The organism is Pseudomonas sp. xss_2, from assembly GCF_043104195.1.
GTDB classification, from domain to species: domain Bacteria; phylum Pseudomonadota; class Gammaproteobacteria; order Pseudomonadales; family Pseudomonadaceae; genus Aquipseudomonas; species Aquipseudomonas urmiensis.
In genome coordinates, this window is sequence record NZ_JBICKL010000104.1 from 34,911 (window position 1) to 50,950 (window position 16,040).

General features: G+C 63.2%; 16 protein-coding genes and 1 tRNA gene. 7 read left to right on the top strand and 10 right to left on the bottom strand.

Annotation, left to right across the window (positions count from 1 at the left end):
• Positions 1-48: 48 nt before the first annotated feature.
• The gene (locus tag ACF8K2_RS24575) at positions 49-363 is read left to right on the top strand and encodes a DUF2388 domain-containing protein (RefSeq protein WP_392468288.1); all 315 of its coding nucleotides are present in this window, start codon (positions 49-51) and stop codon (positions 361-363) included.
• 127 nt (positions 364-490) lie between these two features.
• Here ACF8K2_RS24575 and ACF8K2_RS24580 read toward each other — a convergent pair whose 3' ends face one another.
• Both ACF8K2_RS24580 and ACF8K2_RS24585 read right to left on the bottom strand, forming a co-directional pair.
• On the bottom strand, positions 491-1,396 hold the full coding sequence (locus ACF8K2_RS24580) for a TauD/TfdA dioxygenase family protein (RefSeq protein ID WP_392468291.1): 906 nt from the start codon (positions 1,394-1,396) through the stop codon (positions 491-493).
• A gap of 41 nt (positions 1,397-1,437) precedes the next feature.
• A complete protein-coding gene (locus ACF8K2_RS24585; RefSeq protein WP_392468294.1) occupies positions 1,438-2,490 on the bottom strand; it encodes an ABC transporter substrate-binding protein in 1,053 nt (350 codons plus the stop codon).
• A 297-nt stretch (positions 2,491-2,787) separates the two neighbouring features.
• Between ACF8K2_RS24585 and ACF8K2_RS24590 the strand changes: the two genes are divergently transcribed.
• Both ACF8K2_RS24590 and ACF8K2_RS24595 read left to right on the top strand, forming a co-directional pair.
• On the top strand, positions 2,788-4,362 hold the full coding sequence (locus ACF8K2_RS24590) for an ABC transporter permease (RefSeq protein WP_392468297.1): 1,575 nt from the start codon (positions 2,788-2,790) through the stop codon (positions 4,360-4,362).
• Positions 4,359-5,222 carry an ABC transporter ATP-binding protein gene (locus ACF8K2_RS24595; protein ID WP_264233832.1) on the top strand — a complete coding sequence of 288 codons (864 nt, stop codon included), beginning with the start codon at positions 4,359-4,361 and terminating at the stop codon, positions 5,220-5,222. Before ACF8K2_RS24590 ends, ACF8K2_RS24595 begins: the two co-directional genes overlap by 4 nt.
• A gap of 96 nt (positions 5,223-5,318) precedes the next feature.
• On the opposite strand, the gene ACF8K2_RS24600 is transcribed toward ACF8K2_RS24595, so the two are convergent.
• From ACF8K2_RS24600 to ACF8K2_RS24635, 8 genes are all read right to left on the bottom strand, one after another.
• Positions 5,319-5,594, bottom strand: coding sequence for a DUF971 domain-containing protein (locus tag ACF8K2_RS24600; protein WP_392468312.1), 276 nt, complete (start codon positions 5,592-5,594; stop codon positions 5,319-5,321).
• The gene (locus ACF8K2_RS24605) at positions 5,594-6,559 is read right to left on the bottom strand and encodes a HEAT repeat domain-containing protein (protein WP_392468300.1); all 966 of its coding nucleotides are present in this window, start codon (positions 6,557-6,559) and stop codon (positions 5,594-5,596) included. Before ACF8K2_RS24605 ends, ACF8K2_RS24600 begins: the two co-directional genes overlap by 1 nt.
• On the bottom strand, positions 6,556-7,413 hold the full coding sequence (locus tag ACF8K2_RS24610; protein WP_392468314.1) for an ABC transporter ATP-binding protein: 858 nt from the start codon (positions 7,411-7,413) through the stop codon (positions 6,556-6,558). Before ACF8K2_RS24610 ends, ACF8K2_RS24605 begins: the two co-directional genes overlap by 4 nt.
• Entirely contained in the window at positions 7,413-8,195 is a 783-nt protein-coding gene (locus ACF8K2_RS24615; RefSeq protein WP_264233840.1) for an ABC transporter permease, read from the bottom strand. Before ACF8K2_RS24615 ends, ACF8K2_RS24610 begins: the two co-directional genes overlap by 1 nt.
• A gap of 50 nt (positions 8,196-8,245) precedes the next feature.
• On the bottom strand, positions 8,246-9,652 hold the full coding sequence (locus tag ACF8K2_RS24620) for an ABC transporter substrate-binding protein (RefSeq protein WP_186552916.1): 1,407 nt from the start codon (positions 9,650-9,652) through the stop codon (positions 8,246-8,248).
• Between the two features lie 118 nt (positions 9,653-9,770).
• Positions 9,771-10,016: a ferredoxin family protein gene (locus ACF8K2_RS24625; protein WP_008096634.1), complete on the bottom strand. Its 246-nt coding sequence runs from the start codon at positions 10,014-10,016 to the stop codon at positions 9,771-9,773.
• Between the two features lie 111 nt (positions 10,017-10,127).
• Positions 10,128-11,852, bottom strand: coding sequence for a fumarate reductase/succinate dehydrogenase flavoprotein subunit (locus ACF8K2_RS24630; protein WP_392468307.1), 1,725 nt, complete (start codon positions 11,850-11,852; stop codon positions 10,128-10,130).
• Entirely contained in the window at positions 11,849-12,598 is a 750-nt protein-coding gene (locus ACF8K2_RS24635) for a GntR family transcriptional regulator (RefSeq protein WP_392468309.1), read from the bottom strand. The genes ACF8K2_RS24630 and ACF8K2_RS24635 overlap by 4 nt, the downstream gene beginning before the upstream one ends.
• 214 nt (positions 12,599-12,812) lie before the next feature.
• On the opposite strand from ACF8K2_RS24635, the gene ACF8K2_RS24640 reads away from it, so the two are divergent.
• The 4 genes from ACF8K2_RS24640 to ACF8K2_RS24655 all read left to right on the top strand — a co-directional run bounded on the left by ACF8K2_RS24640 (position 12,813) and on the right by ACF8K2_RS24655 (position 15,893).
• A tRNA-Arg gene (locus tag ACF8K2_RS24640) sits at positions 12,813-12,889 on the top strand.
• Positions 12,890-13,053: 164 nt separating this feature from the next.
• Positions 13,054-14,784 (top strand): dipeptidase, encoded by a 1,731-nt coding sequence (locus ACF8K2_RS24645; RefSeq protein ID WP_392468311.1) that lies wholly within the window; start codon positions 13,054-13,056, stop codon positions 14,782-14,784.
• A 265-nt stretch (positions 14,785-15,049) separates the two neighbouring features.
• Positions 15,050-15,406 carry a DUF4190 domain-containing protein gene (locus ACF8K2_RS24650; RefSeq protein WP_312154369.1) on the top strand — a complete coding sequence of 119 codons (357 nt, stop codon included), beginning with the start codon at positions 15,050-15,052 and terminating at the stop codon, positions 15,404-15,406.
• A gap of 22 nt (positions 15,407-15,428) precedes the next feature.
• Positions 15,429-15,893: a DUF805 domain-containing protein gene (locus ACF8K2_RS24655; RefSeq protein ID WP_392468316.1), complete on the top strand. Its 465-nt coding sequence runs from the start codon at positions 15,429-15,431 to the stop codon at positions 15,891-15,893.
• Positions 15,894-16,040 lie beyond the last annotated feature (147 nt).

The following is a 16,040-nucleotide window of genomic DNA, read 5'->3' on the forward strand; positions in this document are numbered from 1 at the left end:
CTCCAACAGCGGGCATTTTTCAGCCCTCATCATTCGAGGTTATTCACCATGCGTCTCAAAACAGCCATCGCCGCTGCTGCTCTGCTCTGCCTGCCCGTTAGCGGCGTCATGGCCGACACGTTCTGGCGTAACGTGATTTCTTCCGGCGCTACCACTGCGTCGACCTACCTGACCTTCAAGGATCACAAGCTGGTAGTCGCCGCACAGGATGATGCCGGTAGCTTCGTGGCCAGCGAAGGGGCGATTCGTGGGCCGTTCCTGGAAGCGGCGATTCGCCAGGTGCGTGTGGAGAATCCCGGGGTGGAGGCTAGCGACATGGAGTTGGCCAATGCGATTTTGGCCAAGAACGCGGTGGCTGAGTAACAATTCCCCATTCTTGCGAGCCCTCGTTCGCGGTGGTTCAGCGCACCGACAAGCCCGCTACAGGAATCGCGCTGTACCTGTGTAGCGGGCTTGCCCGGACTTGACTGGCGAAGCGGCCCTAGCGATATCAGCCTTTGCGCGTAGTCTGGCTCAACTGCCCATCGACCCCCACCGGCACCTCCCCTGCCAAGGTCACCCGGCGCACGATCCGTGGCTGGGTCCCATAGTCATCGACCGCATAATGCTGGGTGGCGCGGTTATCCCAGATCGCCACATCGCCCGCCTGCCAGCGCCAGCGCACGGTGTTCTCCAGGCGCGTCACATGGCCCTGCAACACGGCAAACAAATGCTGCGAGTCAGCCAGCGAATAGCCCTTGATACGCTTGACGAAATGCCCCAACTGCAACGCCCGCTCGCCACTGATCGGGTGCACCCGCACCACTGGATGCTCGGTCTCGTAAACGGTCGAGGTGAACACCTTGCGATAACGCTCAAGCTTGGCGGGGTCAACGTCGGGCTTGAGGCTGGCGTAGTCGTACTCGTTGCTGTGCACCGCCCACAATTTGTCCGCCAGCTCGCGCAGCGCCTCCGGCAACTCGCGATATGCCGCTGCCGTGTTGGCCCAAACCGTATCGCCGCCTGAGGTCGGCGCCACCACGCTGCGCAGGATCGAGGCCTTGGGGTAGGCATCGACAAAGGTCACGTCGGTGTGCCAGGAGTTGGCCCGCTGCCCTTCGGCACCATCAAGTTGCAACAAGTAACTGGTGCCATCGACCACGGGCACCGTGGGATGGGCGACCGGCTCGCCGAGCAACTTGGCGAAGCCTTCCTGGCTCTGGTCATCCAGATGGGTCTGCTCACGGAAGAAGATCACCTTGTACTCGACCAAGGCGGCCTGAATGGCCTCGACGGTCGCTGCATCGAGGTCGGCGGCAAGCTTGACCCCGCGTATCTCGGCGCCGATGCGGCCGGCAATCGGCTGGATGTCGAGCTCAACGGTGTGCGGCGCGGTGGCCAGTGCGGCATTGCTCATTGCGGTGGTCCTCACGGTCAAATGATGGGGCTTTGCGGTTATCAGCGAGCGGCCTGGGTGGCCTGTTGTGCTTGCAGCACGGCATCGAGGAAACGCGGCTCGATCCAATCAGAAACCTGGAAGCTGCGACGGATCAGGCGTTCCTTGGCCGCCAGGTCGACGCCCTGTTGCAGCAGGCCGACGAATTCGGCGTCCAGCCGCGGATCGAAGTAGTGCGCGAGGTTCTCCTGGGCCAGGTCGCCTTCGAGGATCACCTTGGGATAGTTGGCGGTGCTCGCCACCAGATCGACGTAGGCCTCGCGGTTGTTCTCATCGCGCAGCCACTCGGTGGCCTGCTGCTGAGCCTTGACCAGGCGGGCGGTCAGCGCAGGGTGCTGGCGAATGAATTCGCCGGTGCCAAGCAGCACCGCCTGGGTGCTGCCAGCGCCCTTGAGGTCACGCGAGTTGACCGGCAGTTCGACCAAGCCGCGATCGCGCAGCGAGAGCAGGTTGGAAAGCCCCCAAGTGGCGTCGATCTGCTTGGCAGCAATGGCGGCATTGGCGGCGTTGAAGTCCAGGTTGATGACCTTCAGATCGCGCTCCGACAGCCCTTGGCTGGCCAAGGCACTGGCAAATGACAGTTGGTTGGCCGTGCCGCGAAATACCGCCACCCGCTTGCCCTTGAGGTCTTGCAGGGTCTTGATCCCGGAGCCTGGCACCACGCCCAGGTAGCTTTTCACCCCGCGCACCCCGGCCGACAGCACGCGGGTATCCAGGCCATTGGCCTTGCCGATGATCGCCGCCAGATCGCCCAGATAGGCGAAGTCCGCCTGGCCGTTGGCCAGGGCTTCGTTGATCACCGGACCTGCGCCCTTGAAGAAGCGCCAATCGATCTGGATGCCGTCCTTGGCAAACTCTTTCTCCAGCAGTTGCTGGCTGCGCAGCACATCCACCACCCCGCCCGCGCTGGGCTTGCTGCCAGCGCTCAAGTCGGGCACGGCAATGCGGATGGTGTCGACCTCGGCGGCCTGCGCGTTCAGCGCAAAGGCGCTGAGCACGCCAGCCAGCAGGGTGGGGGCGAAACGACTGAGCAAATGACGCAGTGGGCTTTTCATGGCAAGGCTCCTTGGCAGGCTGCCACCGGCGAGGGCCGGCGCTTTGGCCAGAAGCTAGGCGGGTCTGCTTAGCACCAACAAAGATCAAATGTTCATTTTTTAGTAACTGAAAGATATAAATCAGGCGTTGCGCGGGCCGCAGCCCGGCTTGCGTGAAACGCATGGAAAATATGAGGAAAACGCAACGTCGAGAGGCTTCCCCATGCATGAAACGCATGCTCTTATCTCTTGAAGTACATTAATGGAGATTTTTTATTCCATAAATGAATAACCTAACAACGCTTCGAGAGATGCCCGATGAGCGAACTGCTGACCTCGGGGCCTGCCTTGCCGGCCCTGCCGAGATGGCGAATTGGCGCCGAGCGCCTACTGCCCTGGCTGCTGCCTTTGGCGCTGGCCGCATTGTGGGTGAGCGCCAGCCACTTGCACTGGATGAGCGAACAGATTCTGCCGGCGCCGACGCTGGTCTGGCAGAGCGCACTGGACTTCGGTACCGGTGAACTCTGGAGCCACCTGTGGATAAGTGTGCAACGCCTGGCCTGGGGGCTGCTCGCGGGGATTACCGGCGGGCTGTTGCTGGGCACCTGGCTGGGCGCCTCGCGACGAGCGCAAACGCTGGTGCTGCCAACGTTCGTGGCGTTGGCGCAGATCCCCACGCTGGCCTGGATTCCGTTGTTCATGCTGTTTTTCGGCATCGGCGAGCTGCTCAAGCTGGTAGTGCTGATCAAGGCCATCGTGGTGCCAGTAACCCTGCATACCCTGGTCGGCGTGCGCGACGCCCAACCGAAACTACGCGAAGCGGCCGCAACCCTGCGTCTGCCGCGTCACTTGGTGTTCCGGCGTCTGCTGCTGCCAGCCGCCCTGCCCTCGTTCCTGGCGGGCGTGCGCCTGGCCCTGGCGACGGGCTGGACCTCACTGCTGGCGGTCGAGCTACTGGCCTCAAGCGAGGGCATCGGCTACCTGATGGTCTGGGGCCGACAGCTGTTCATGCTCGATCTGGTATTGCTCTGCATCCTGTTGATCGGTCTGGTCGGGGCGTGCATGGATCGCGGCTTCAGCAGCCTTGAACGACGCCTGCTGTACTGGCCACAACCGGCCACTGGCGAGCAACGTCGCAGCAGCGTGCCGCGAGCCTGGCAAGGCTTGCTGCTACCGCTGGCGCTATTGGCACTGTGGCAGGCGAGCAGCAGTTTCGGCTGGGTCGACGACAACATACTCACCTCGCCCCTCGGCGTGCTGCACAGTCTGAAAGCTGGTGTGGCAGACGGCTCGCTGCTTGAAGCACTGCGCCTGAGCCTGCAACGCACCCTGGCCGGCCTGCTGATTGGCGGCGGCGCAGGCTTTTTGCTGGGGGTGCTGCTGGGGCTGTCGAACAGGTCCGAACGTCTACTCGGGCCGAGCCTTTCGGCGCTGCGCCAAGTGGCGATCTTTGCCTGGGTGCCGCTGCTGACCGCCTGGTTTGGCCTGGGCGAAGGGGCCAAGTTGGTGTTCGTCGGCCTGGCGGCATTCTTCCCGCTGTTCATCGCCACCCAACGTGGCATCGCCAGCCTGTCGCCGCAGCTGGCCGAAGCCGCCCGCGCGCTGCGCCTGGACCTGCCGCACCGCCTGCGCTTGCTGGTCCTGCCCGGCGCCGCCCCAGCCATATTCGCCGGCCTGCGCCTGTCGCTGATCTATGCCTGGCTGGGCACCATTGGTGCGGAATACTTCATGCCCTCGGACGGCGGCATCGCTAGCCTGATGCTCGGCGCGCAACAGCTTTTCCGCATGGACCAGGTGATGGCCGCGATGGTCCTGATCGGCCTGGTCGGCGCCCTGCTGGGCAACCTTGGACAACGCCTCGAATCGCGCGCCACGCGCTGGAGAACCGCATGAACGCCTTTATCAATGCCGCTTTGCACGCCGCCAACCAGGCTGACGCCACGCCCCCGCTGGTGAGCTTCGAGCAGGTCAGCAAGACCTTCACCGTCGACGGCCAGGCATTGGAGGCCATCCGTAATTTCGACCTATCGATCAACCAAGGCGAGTTCATCGCCATCGTCGGCGCCTCGGGGTGCGGCAAGTCGACCCTGCTGCGCTTGCTGGTGGGGCTGGATACCGACTACAGCGGCAGTATCCGCGTCGATGGCCAGCCGGTACACGGCATTGGTGGCGAACGCGGCATCGTGTTCCAGGAGCATCGGCTATTCCCTTGGTTGAATGTCGAGCAGAACATTGGCCTGGGTTTGGTCAACGAGAAGCTCACCCAGGGCGAGCGCGCGCGGCGCGTGCATGAATACGTGCAGTTGGTGGGTTTGGTCGGGTTTGAATCGGCCTATCCGCATCAGTTGTCGGGTGGCATGGCACAGCGGGTGGCGATCGCCCGCGGCTTGGTCGCCAGCCCACGCATCCTGCTGCTGGACGAGCCGTTCGGCGCGCTGGATGCATTGACCCGCCAGCAGTTGCAGGATGAGCTGCTGGCGATCCGCGAGCGCTCAGGGATTACCACCCTGCTGGTGACGCACGATGCCGAAGAGGCGACTTATCTGGCGGATCGGGTGGTGGTGCTGGAGCCACGACCCGGTCGGATCAAGGCGGTAGTGGAAATCGACCTCGACCACCCGCGCCAGCGCACCGGAGTCGCGTTGCATGGGTTACGCGAGAAGGTCCTGCACCAGATTACCGGAGATGGCGGCTATCTGAAGCCGCCAGTGCAGCGGGTGGAAGGTCTACGCCCAGAACTGATCGCACTTTGAGTTCACTGGCCTTATCGCGGGGCAAGCCCGCTCCCACGCGACCATTTGCTCGGGCATGCGTGTGAGCGGGCTTGCCCCGCGATGAGGCCAGCGGCTTCAACCCAGCTCCCGAAGATACTGCCAGGGGTAGATCCCGCGCTCATGCCCATCGCTGAACACCAACTGCACGCCATACCCCTGCACCTCGATCCGCTCAACCCGAACATCATCGCGCACCGCCGAAATGCCCCCGCGCAGTGTGCTTGCCCGGCATTGCGAGCAGGGGCACGCTCCCCTGAGCCGCACATGGCTGATCACCTGCAGCGCATCTGCCCATTGCACCGCCAACTCGCCCTGCCCGCGCACATTACGTAACCCGCTCGGCGCGTTCATCATGCCGCCCCCTGCAATTGCGCCAGGGCAATGCGCACCGCTTTGCGCACTTCCGGATCACTGTCAGCCTCGGCATTGCGCAACGCCGGCAGCGCGGCGCTATCGCCCAATTCACCCAAGGCCAACGCGGCCTCCTTGCGCAAGTTGGCGATGCCGTGGCCGAGCAGCTCGGCCAGCCCTTGCAGGGCCTGGCGGAAACGCAGGCGCCCCAGCGAGCGTGCCGCGCGCAGGCGTACCTGCCAATAATCATCGGCCAAGGCCTCGACCAATGCCGGGCCGGCCTGGGCATGGCCGACCTTGCCCAAGGTGGTGGCGGCTTCTTCACGCACCTGCCAGGCCTCGTCGCGCAATGCCGCAGTCAGCGCGGGCAACACGCTGCTATCCCGGGCCAGGCCCAACGCCCCAATGGCTGCGCGGCGCACCTCGGTGTCCGGCTCCTGCGCAGCGAGCGCGGCCAACGCTGGCAAGGCCGGCTCATGCTTGAGCCAGCCAAGAATTCCCACGGCTTCGCGACGCACCGCAGCGTCCGCATCTTGCAGCGCCAGCAGCGCCGGGCCTGCGGCGTTTTCCAGGCGCAGTTCGCGCAGGGCACGCAACGCACTGGCGCGCACAAAGGCATCGGCATGGTTCACCCAAGGCAAGATCAGCAAGCCCGCTTCCAGGCTCTTCAACTCACTGAGGCTTTGCGCGGCGGCCAGGCGCACCGGCTCGGCGCTGTCGGCCAGCGCAGCACACAGTGCTTGCACCACATCTGGCTGTTCCCAGGCTTCGAGCAAACGCGCCGCCTCGGTGCGTACCTCGGTCGAGGAGTCGACCAGCAGCGCATCAGTCAGCCACGGCAAGCCCTCGGGCTCTTCCAGATCGGCCAAGTCGATCAGGGCGATGCGCCGCACGGCCGCGTCGTCGGCGTTCAAACGCGGGAGCAATTCGACAATATCGGGGTGGTCTGTAGTTCGTTCAGTCATAGCGCGATCCGTAGCGGTGGAGGGTCAGTGTCGGGCAGGCCAAGTGGCGTCAGGCGCGGCAGTTCGCGGCCTTCCTCGTGGCGCAGCAAGGCCAGGCAGTGACGCTTGAGATGGGTGAACTGCGCGCTGGTCAGCAAGCTGGCGCGGCGTGGGCGAGCAAAACTCAGGCGCAGGTCTTCGATGAAACGACCTGGGCGTGGGCTCATTACCAACACCCGGTCAGCCAGGAACAGCGCCTCGTCGATGTCATGGGTGACGAACACCACGGTGGTGCGGATGCGCGTCCAGATATCCAGCAGCAACTCTTGCATGCGTGAGCGGGTTTGCGCGTCGAGGGCGCCGAAGGGTTCGTCCATCAGCAGCAGGCGCGGGCGATTGATCAGCACCCGGGCAATTTCGGCGCGCTGCTGCATACCGCCAGAGAGCTGGCTTGGCCAGCGTTCAGCGAAGTCGGCCAGGCCCACCAGCTGGAGCATTTCGCTGGCGCGTCGATGCCGCTCAGGCTTGCCCTGGCCCTGCATCTTCAGGCCGAAGGCCACATTGTCGAGCACGCTGCGCCACGGCAGCAGGGTGTGATGCTGGAAGACCATGCCGCGCTCCGGCGATGGCCCCGCGACCGGCGCGCCATCGACCTCGAGCACGCCCGAGCTGGGCAACAGATGACCGGCCAAAGCCCCCAACAGGGTGGACTTGCCACAACCCGATGGCCCCAGGATGCAGACGAACTCGCCCGGCGCAATGGTGAAGTCCAGCGCCTGTACCGCCTCGAACGCCTGATTGCCCTGCCCCAGGCGTATCGACACGCCATGCGCTTCGATACGGCCAGGCTCGGGGGCCTGTTGATAACTGCTCATCATGCGCCCCTCCGCAGCCGATACCAGGGCGTGGCCAGCGCGCCGAGGCGTTTGACCAGGGCACTGCTGCCCATGCCCAGAACGCCGATCAACAGCATGCCGACGATGATGTCCGGGTAGTTCTGCAAGGTGTAGGACTCCCAGGTGTAGTAGCCGATGCCAAACTGCCCGGCGATCATCTCGGCAGTGACCAGGCAGAACCACGAGGTGCCCATGCCAATGGCCAGGCCAGTGACGATACTCGGCAGCGCACCCGGCAAGATCACCTCGCGCAGAATCGCGTAGCGCCCGGCACCCAGGCTGCGCGCCGAGGCGACCAGGCGTGGGTCGACCGCCTCGACGCCATGCACGGTGTTGAGCAGGATCGGGAACAGCGCGCCGGTAAAGGTGATGAACACCATCGACAGCTCAGACGATGGAAACATCAGGATCGCCAGTGGAATCCACGCCACCGCCGGGATCGGCCGCAGCACCTCCAGGGGGGGCAGCAGGGTGTCTTCGGCCCACTTCGAGCGGCCGATCACCAGCCCCAGGGACACGCCCAGCACAGCCGCGACCAGGTAGCCGGAAAACACCCGCGACAGGCTGCTGGTCAGGTGCGCGAGCAACGAACTGGAGGTCAGCAGTTGCCAAGCCGCATCGAGCACCGCCTTGGGGGTCGGCACATAGGTGAAGGTGAACAGGCCCAGGTTCAGCTTGCTGCTCGCGGCCAGGTGCCAGAACAGCAGGCAGGCCAGCAGCGAGGCCAGTCGCACAGGCCAGCGCGTGAAGGTGCTTGTCATGAAAATTCTCCCAGGTTGGCCCCGCCCGCTGCCGGGTCGGGGCCGGCCGATCAGCGCTGGGCGACCAGCTTCTGGTTGGCGCTGACAAAGTCCAGCGCCTCGCCACCGTGGGCCTTGGCGAACTGCTCGGCCTGATCCTTGAGCAGGAAGGCTGCCAGTTCGCCCTTGCCGTTACGCACGAACCAGGCCTGGTTGGCCAACAGCTTGATACCGCTGTCAGCGGCCTGAGCGTAGATCGCGCGGATGTCCTTGCCCTCCTGCTCCAGCTGCGCCAAGGCGCTGAGCGCTGCCTCAGGCGAGGCGTAGTGGCGCACCTTGTCTTCGCCGCGCACCCAGATCTGCGCCAGGCGGCTGAAGTCGGTGATCGGCTTACCGGTCAGGGCGTCATTGGCCTTGAGCGGCAGTGGCTGGTAGTGCTTGAGCGCCTGCTCGTAGTCCAGCCCGGCCTGCTTGAAGGCGGCGCGAATGTACTGGTCATCGATGAACTGCGCGGTGTCCAGGCCACGGTCGGTTTTCTTCAGCAGCTTGAGCGTGTCGATCGACGTAGCCACCGCCTGGCGGTATTCAGGCTTCCAGGTCAGGTCGCGGGTCTGCAGGCCGAGCGGGCCGTGGAACAGGTAATTGACCTCGGCTTCGATGCCGGTGACCTTCTCGATCAGCTCGCTGTACTTCTCTGGCTCGGCGGCGATCAGGCGATCGGCCTCAAGGCTGGCGCGCAGGTAGGCGGTGACCACCTCGGGGTATTTCTTCGCGTAGTCGGCATCGACCAGCGCGCCATGGAAGGTCGGCGCATTGGCCTGCGAGCCATCGAAGATCTTGCGGGCGAAGCCGCGATTGGGGAACAGCTCGGCGAACGGCACGAAGTCGGCATGCGCTTCGATGCGGTTGCTGCGCAAGGCCGAACCGGCAATCTCTGGCGCCTGGGCGATGATCCGCACATCTTTCTGTGGGTCCCAGCCTTGGGCGGCGACGGCGCGCAACAGCATGCCGTGGGCGGTCGAGGCGAATGGCACCGAGATGGTCTTGCCCTTGAGCTCAGCCAGCGACTGCACGCCTGAGGCTGCCGGCACCACGATGCCGTTGCCACTGCCGTGTACGCTACCGGACAGCACGCTGATAAACAGGCTGCGCTTGCCAGCATCGAGGTGGGCGACGCCGTTGAACGAGCCGGGGAAGTCGGCCATGGCGCCGAAGTCCAGTTTGCCGGCGACCATCTCGTTGGTCAGTGGCGCGCCGCTGGTGAAGTTCTTCCACTCGATCTGGTACTGGGCGTCCTTGTACTTGCCATCGTGTGGCAGGTATTTGTCCAACAGGCCCAGCTCGCGGATCAGCAGGCCGCCGGTGGCGCAGTTGATGGTGGTGTCCTGGGTGCCGATGGCGACGCGGATGGTTTCGGCGTGGGCATTCAGGCCAGCGATTGCCAGCGCGAGGCCGGCCACGGTTGCTACAAGGCGCATGGGTGTTTCCCCTCGAATCGTTTTAGGTATTTGAGTCGTCTCCGCCGCCCTGACTGGGTGGTGGGAAACGAGGGGCACAGCAGGTGGGCGTCCGGTGGTTCGCCGGATGGCAGGTGTTTCAGCGCAGCAGGTACGGGATATCGACCTTAACGGCGCCGGTCGGGCAGTCCTTTTCGCAGGGCATGCAGTACCAGCATTCGTCGAAGGCCATGTAGGCCTTCTGCGTGGCCGGGTTGATGGCCAGCAGGTCCATGGGGCACACCTCGACGCAGACGGTGCAGCCTTTTTCGGCGATGCACTTGTCTTCGTCGATGGTCACCGGGGCGCTGCTGCGAAAGAAGATTTCCTGGGGTTGATAGGCCATTTCACGGGGTCCTTGGGGCCTTTGGCCCTCGTTCTGTCAGTGGCATCGCAATCGCGGGGCAAGCCCGCTCCCACGCTAGATCCCAGGCGTGGGAGCGGGATTGCCCCGCGATCAGGCAGCATCGGCCTTTACACGCAGCCGGTCGTACGCGGTCTGTTCGTCGGCATCCAGGGCAATCAGGTACGGCTCGACCGCTTTCTTGAAACTGGTCATCTCACCGTCCTCGCCCTTCTTCAGGTGGCAATGGCAGAACCACTCGCCATCGTTGCGCTCGGGGAAGTCGACCCGGTGGTGGTACAGCCCCCAGCGGCTTTCCTCGCGGAACAGCGAGGCGCGTGCGGCCATTTCGGCGCAGTCGCGAATCACCGTGACCTCCATCGCCCGCATCAGCTCATGGGGGTTGCTGGCCTTCATCTGCGCAAGGTCGCGTTCGATCTCGGCGAAGCGCGCCAGGCCGATCTCCATCTTTTTCGTTACTTTGGGCGGCTGCAGGTAGTCGTTGACCATGCGCCGCAGTTTGTACTCGACCTGCGCTGGCGGCAGACCGTGCTCACGCTGCAACGGCGCGAACACCCGCGCCCGCTCGCGCTCGACCTGCTCGACATCGACCTCGGCAAATTCCCGTCCGGCCACGTACTGCGCGGCATTGATCCCGGCGAACCAGCCATAGGTGAAGGCGCCGAGCATATAGTTGTGCGGCACCGCAGCCATGTCGCCCGCCGCGTACAGGCCCTTGACGCTGGTCTGGGCCTTCTCGTCGACCCACACGCCCGAGGCCGAATGCCCGGAGCAGAAGCCGATCTCGGAAATGTGCATCTCGACCATGTGCTGGCGGTAGTCGGTACCACGATTGGCGTGGAACTGGCCGCGACTGGGGCGCTCGTTGCTGTGCAGGATCTCTTCGATGTTCTGGATTGTTTCCTCGGCCAGGTGATCGAGCTTGAGGAACACCGGGCCATTACCGCCCTCCAGCTCCTGATGAAACTCCCACATCATCTGCCCGCTCCAGTAGTCGCACTCGATGAAGCGTTCGCCCTTGCTGTTGGCGGTGTAGCCACCCAAGGGGCCAGTGACGTAGGCGCAGGCCGGGCCGTTGTAGTCCTTGATCAGCGGGTTGATCTGGAAGCACTCAAGGTTGGCCAGTTCAGCCCCTGCGTGATAGGCCATGGCGTAGCCGTCACCGGCATTGGTCGGGTTCTCGTAGGTGCCCATCAAGTAACCCGAAGAAGGCAGGCCCAGGCGGCCGGCGGCGCCGCAGGCAAGGATGACGGCCTTGGCGCGAACGACCTTGAAGTCACCGCTACGGCAGTCGAATCCAAGGACTCCGGCAGCGGCGCCCTGGCCGTCGAGCAGTACCCGCGTGCAGACCATGCGATTGCTGATCTCGATCCGCGCACGCTTGAGCTGGCGGTACAGCACCTTCTTGATGTCGTGGCCCTCGGGCATCGGCAGCACGTAGGCGCCCATGTGGTGCACCTTCTTCACCGCATAGTCGCCAGTCTCGTCCTTCTCGAACTTCACGCCCCAGCGGTCGAGCTGCTCGAGGGTGGCGAAACTGTGAGTGGCATAGGCGTGCACTGCGGTCTGGTTGACGATGCCATCGTTGGCGACGGTGATCTCCTTGGTGTACTGCTCGGGCGTGGCGTGGCCGGGAATAATGGCGTTGTTCAGGCCATCCATGCCCATGCTGATGGCGCCGCTGCGCTTGACGTTGGCCTTGTCCAGCAGCAGGACGCGCAGACTTTTGTCGTGCTCCTTGGCCTTGATCGCCGCCATCGGGCCGGCGGTGCCGCCGCCGATGACGATAATGTCGTAGTCCTGGGTCTCGATACTCATGCCTTGCCCCCCTTCTGGCGGTCGATGCGCAGGCGATACTGGAAGGCATCGCCGCGGTAGTAGAGGTGTTCGAAGTCCAGCGGCGTGCCGTCGGCGGCGTGGGTCAGGCGCTCGATGCGCATGATCGGCGCGCCCTCCTCGACCTCCAGTGCCTGGGTCAGGTCGCTATCTGCCAGCACCGCGTCGATGGCCAGATCGGCGTGGCCAAGCGGTATGCCGCAGTCGTTCTCCAGCACCAGGAAGATGTCGCGGGTGACCAGGTCGGCTTTTTCCAGCTTTTCACCGACCGCCTTGGGCAGCCAGGTCAACTCCAACGACACCGGCTCGCGGTTGATCAGGCGCACGCGGCGGATCTCGGTGACCAGCTCTCCCTCCTCAACCTGCAACCGCGCTGCCACCAGCGCACTGGCTGGCACGTGACGCAAGCTGCGCAGGCGGTTGATCACTTCGTAGCCCATCTGCGTCATCGACTCGGCCAAACCCTGCAAGGTGCTGACGTTCTGGAACGCCTTGGGCTTGGCGACGAAGGTGCCCTTGCCGTGGATCTTGAAGATCAGCCCTTCCTTTTGCAGATCGCCCAGCGCCTGGCGCACAGTGATGCGGCTGACATCGAAGGCCTTGCCCAGCTCGTTTTCCGAGGGCATGCGGCTGTGCGGGGGGTAGCTGCCATCGAGAATGCGCTCGCGCAGCAGTTCCTTGAGCTGGGTGTAGAGCGGTACCGGGGACAGGGGGAGCAATTGGGCCATGGTTCTCTTCGCTGATCGGTGACTTGTTATAACAAGTTGTGACCAGAGAATAGCGAGCATAAGAATGGCTAGGGAAATACTGATATCGAATATGGATATTGCTGACAGGCAAGGAGCGCCCCCGGTGCGAGCGGCCTAAAGATGCACAGGGAAAAACACCACAGATCAAGGCGATGGACGCCATTCCCCAAGATGGGTATCATTGCGCCGCGTTGCACTCGTAGCTCAGCTGGATAGAGTACTGCCCTCCGAAGGCAGGGGTCGTGGGTTCGAATCCCGCCGAGTGCGCCATATCTTGAAAAGCCCTGGGACTTGTCCCGGGGCTTTTTCGTTTGTGCGCCGCGTCGCGTTTCTGCTACTCCCGTGCCGCTGTCCTTTGGTGTTAGCGTGAGCAGCTTCCCGTTCATCCGAGCGGGTACCTCCTTTCATGCATCAGCAAAGGAATGCGCTTACCCATGCACCTGAAAAAACTCTCTGCCCTGACCCTGTTGCTGGCCAGCATCGGCCTGTTCACCTCGCAGGCCCAAGCCAATCTTTCCCAGCAGCAATCGGCCGCCATCCTCAAAGCCTACGACGGCAGCGACCCGGCCGACTTCAAGCAATTTATCGGCAAGCTGGCCAGCAGCGACCTGGCCAAGGCCGACAACCTGGGTGACACCCTCAAGGCCTACCTGGCCGGCAAGCCGCTGGCCGCCGAACAGCACAACGAGATCAACCGCCTGCTCGGCCTGTATACCCGTATCAAGTACGGCAAGGCCGCCACTGACAACCTGCGCGAGCTGGTCGCGATCCCGACTTTTCAGGTTGAAGGCGTAGCCCAGCATGACAATCCGCAATTTCACAAGATCGCCGACAAGATCAAAGCCTTGGCCGAGAGCTTTGGCCTGACGTTCCGCAACATCGACAATCGGGTCTACGAGATTACGCTCGGAGAAGGCAAGGAAGTGGTCGGCATTCATGCCCACGCCGACGTGGTGCCGGTCAATCCAGACAACTGGAAGCTCGACGACGGCACTCACCTTGACCCGTTCAAAGTCACCCTGGTGGGTGATCGCATGTACGGCCGCGGCACTGAGGATGACAAGAACGGCATCATCGTTGCGCTGTACGCCATGAAAGTCGCCAAGGACGAGAAGCTGCCGCTGGCTCGCCAATTGAAGTTGTTGGTCGACACCACCGAGGAAACCACCGGTGAGGCCATCCCCTATTACTTCGAGCGCAACCCGGTGCCGGACTACAACCTGGCACTGGACGGCGGCTACCCGGTAGTCATCGCCGAGAAAGGCTCCGGCGCGGTAATGGCCACCTTCCCCCGCCGCGCAGCCAGCGGCCAAGGTGCCGAGCTCACCAGCCTGACGGGTGGCCTGGCCAACAACCAGATCCCGACCACTTCGGTGGTGACCCTGATTGGCGACAACCCTGCCGATCTCGCCGCTCGCCTGAACAAAGCCGGTGCGCAGTTCGTGAAGGATAACGGCGCTAACTTCAGCATCGAGGCGAAAGTCGAAGGCAAGCAAGTGCTGCTGACCAGCAAAGGCGTCTCGGCGCACTCTTCCGAGCCTGAGTCCGGGGTCAATCCGGTCGCGCGCATGCTGGTGTTTATCAACGGGCTGGGTAAGCAAGTGCCGCTCAAGCACAACCACATCACCGACGCCGCCCGCTACGCCGCCGACAATTGGGGGCTGGACTACACCGGCAAGAAGCTGGGCATTGGCTTTGAAGATTCATTCATGGGCCCGTTGACAGCCTCGCCGACCTTCGTTGGCCTGGATGACAAAGCCCTGAAATTGGCGGTCAACCTGCGCGTCCCTAAAGGCAAGCCGGTCGACACGCTCAAGGCCGAACTGACCGCCAAGCTCGGTGCTTGGGTCAAGGCCAGCGCTGTTGAAGTTTCCTTCGACACCAACCTCGACCAGCCGATGTACCGCAATCCTGAAGGCGAATGGGTCAAGGCTCTGCTCGCAGTAGCCAGCGAGAACCTCGGCATGCCCCATGAGTTCGGCAATTCTGCCGGCGCCACTTCGGTGCATGACCTGCCTAATGGCGTGCAGTTTGGTTTGGCCATGCCCAACGTGAAATACACCGGGCACAACGACAACGAGTTCAAGACTGTGGAGCAATTCATGCTGGACTTGCAGATCGTCAGTGAGATGGTCGCGCGGATTGGGCAGATGCCAAAACTTTGAGGTTTAGCTCAATGGTTGAAAAAGGCGCTATGGCGCCTTTTTCCAAGGCCTGCGCTATAGCCAGAGAAATATTGGCGCCAGCATTTCGCCATAATCGAAATATTTGGTAATCTCTGCGCCGTTTGCGCGCTCAGCCCGGCTCTTCGCAAGGCCTGGCCGCCTGACAGTTAGAAAATTTTTCAACCGGTGCCCAGCGGACATTGAAGTCCTTGGCATCGGGTTTCAACACAGGACGCGTTCGAAAGACGCCACAAAAGGATTTGCAATGGCAATGGTATTTTGCCGCGGCTGCGCCAAGCAGCTGCACGAAACGGCACCCGCCTGCCCACAATGTGGCGCCCCCCAATTCGCTGTCACACCGCCTGCCCAGAGCATCGGCGGCGAGTCGTCGTGGATGGCCGTCACCGCGCTGATCCTCGGCATCCTCTGCTTGCTCTCCCTGTTCGATGACGCCGAATGGGACGCCGATACCCTGCTCGGTCTGGGCCTGTTCGCCTCGATCGGCCTGGTCAGCGGCATTGTCAGTATCTGCCAGAAAAAACCCGGCAACGGCATGGCCGTCGCCGGCGTCGTCATGACGACGTTCTCATTGCTCTGCTTTATCGGACTATCAGTTAATTAATCGTGAGGGAAAACAAATGAGCATGGTGTTCTGCCGTGGTTGCGCCAAACAAATTCACCAGTCGGCACTGAGCTGCCCAGGTTGCGGCGCCACCCAGACCACAACCTACACGGGCACGATCGGCAATGGCGCGACCGCGACCGCGAGTGTGGCCAGTGGTAATGCCTACATCGAAGTGATGAAGAAGTACGCCGTATTCAAGGGCCGTGCGCGCCGCAAGGAATACTGGATGTTCATCCTGCTCAACATGCTGGTGGCCTTCGTGGTCGGTTTTGTCGACGGCCTGATCGGTACCGCACCTGCGCTGGGCGGTCTCTATAACCTGGCCGTGCTGCTGCCGAGCATCGCCGTTGCCGTGCGTCGCCTGCACGACAGTGACCGCAGCGGCTGGTGGCTGCTGGTGCCGATCGTCAACCTGGTGTTCCTGATCCAGGACGGCACCCAGGGCAGCAACCGCTTTGGTCCGAGCCCGAAAGGCATCGTCTGAGGCGGCCGGTGCACATGGATCATGGGAGGGCGGCCTGCGGGCTAATGCTGTTCACATAAGGCCTAGTCAGCTTTGGGGCTGCTCTGCAGCCCTTCGCGGGCAAGCCCGCTCCCACAGGTCCGGCGCCGACCATTATAGCGGCGCTGT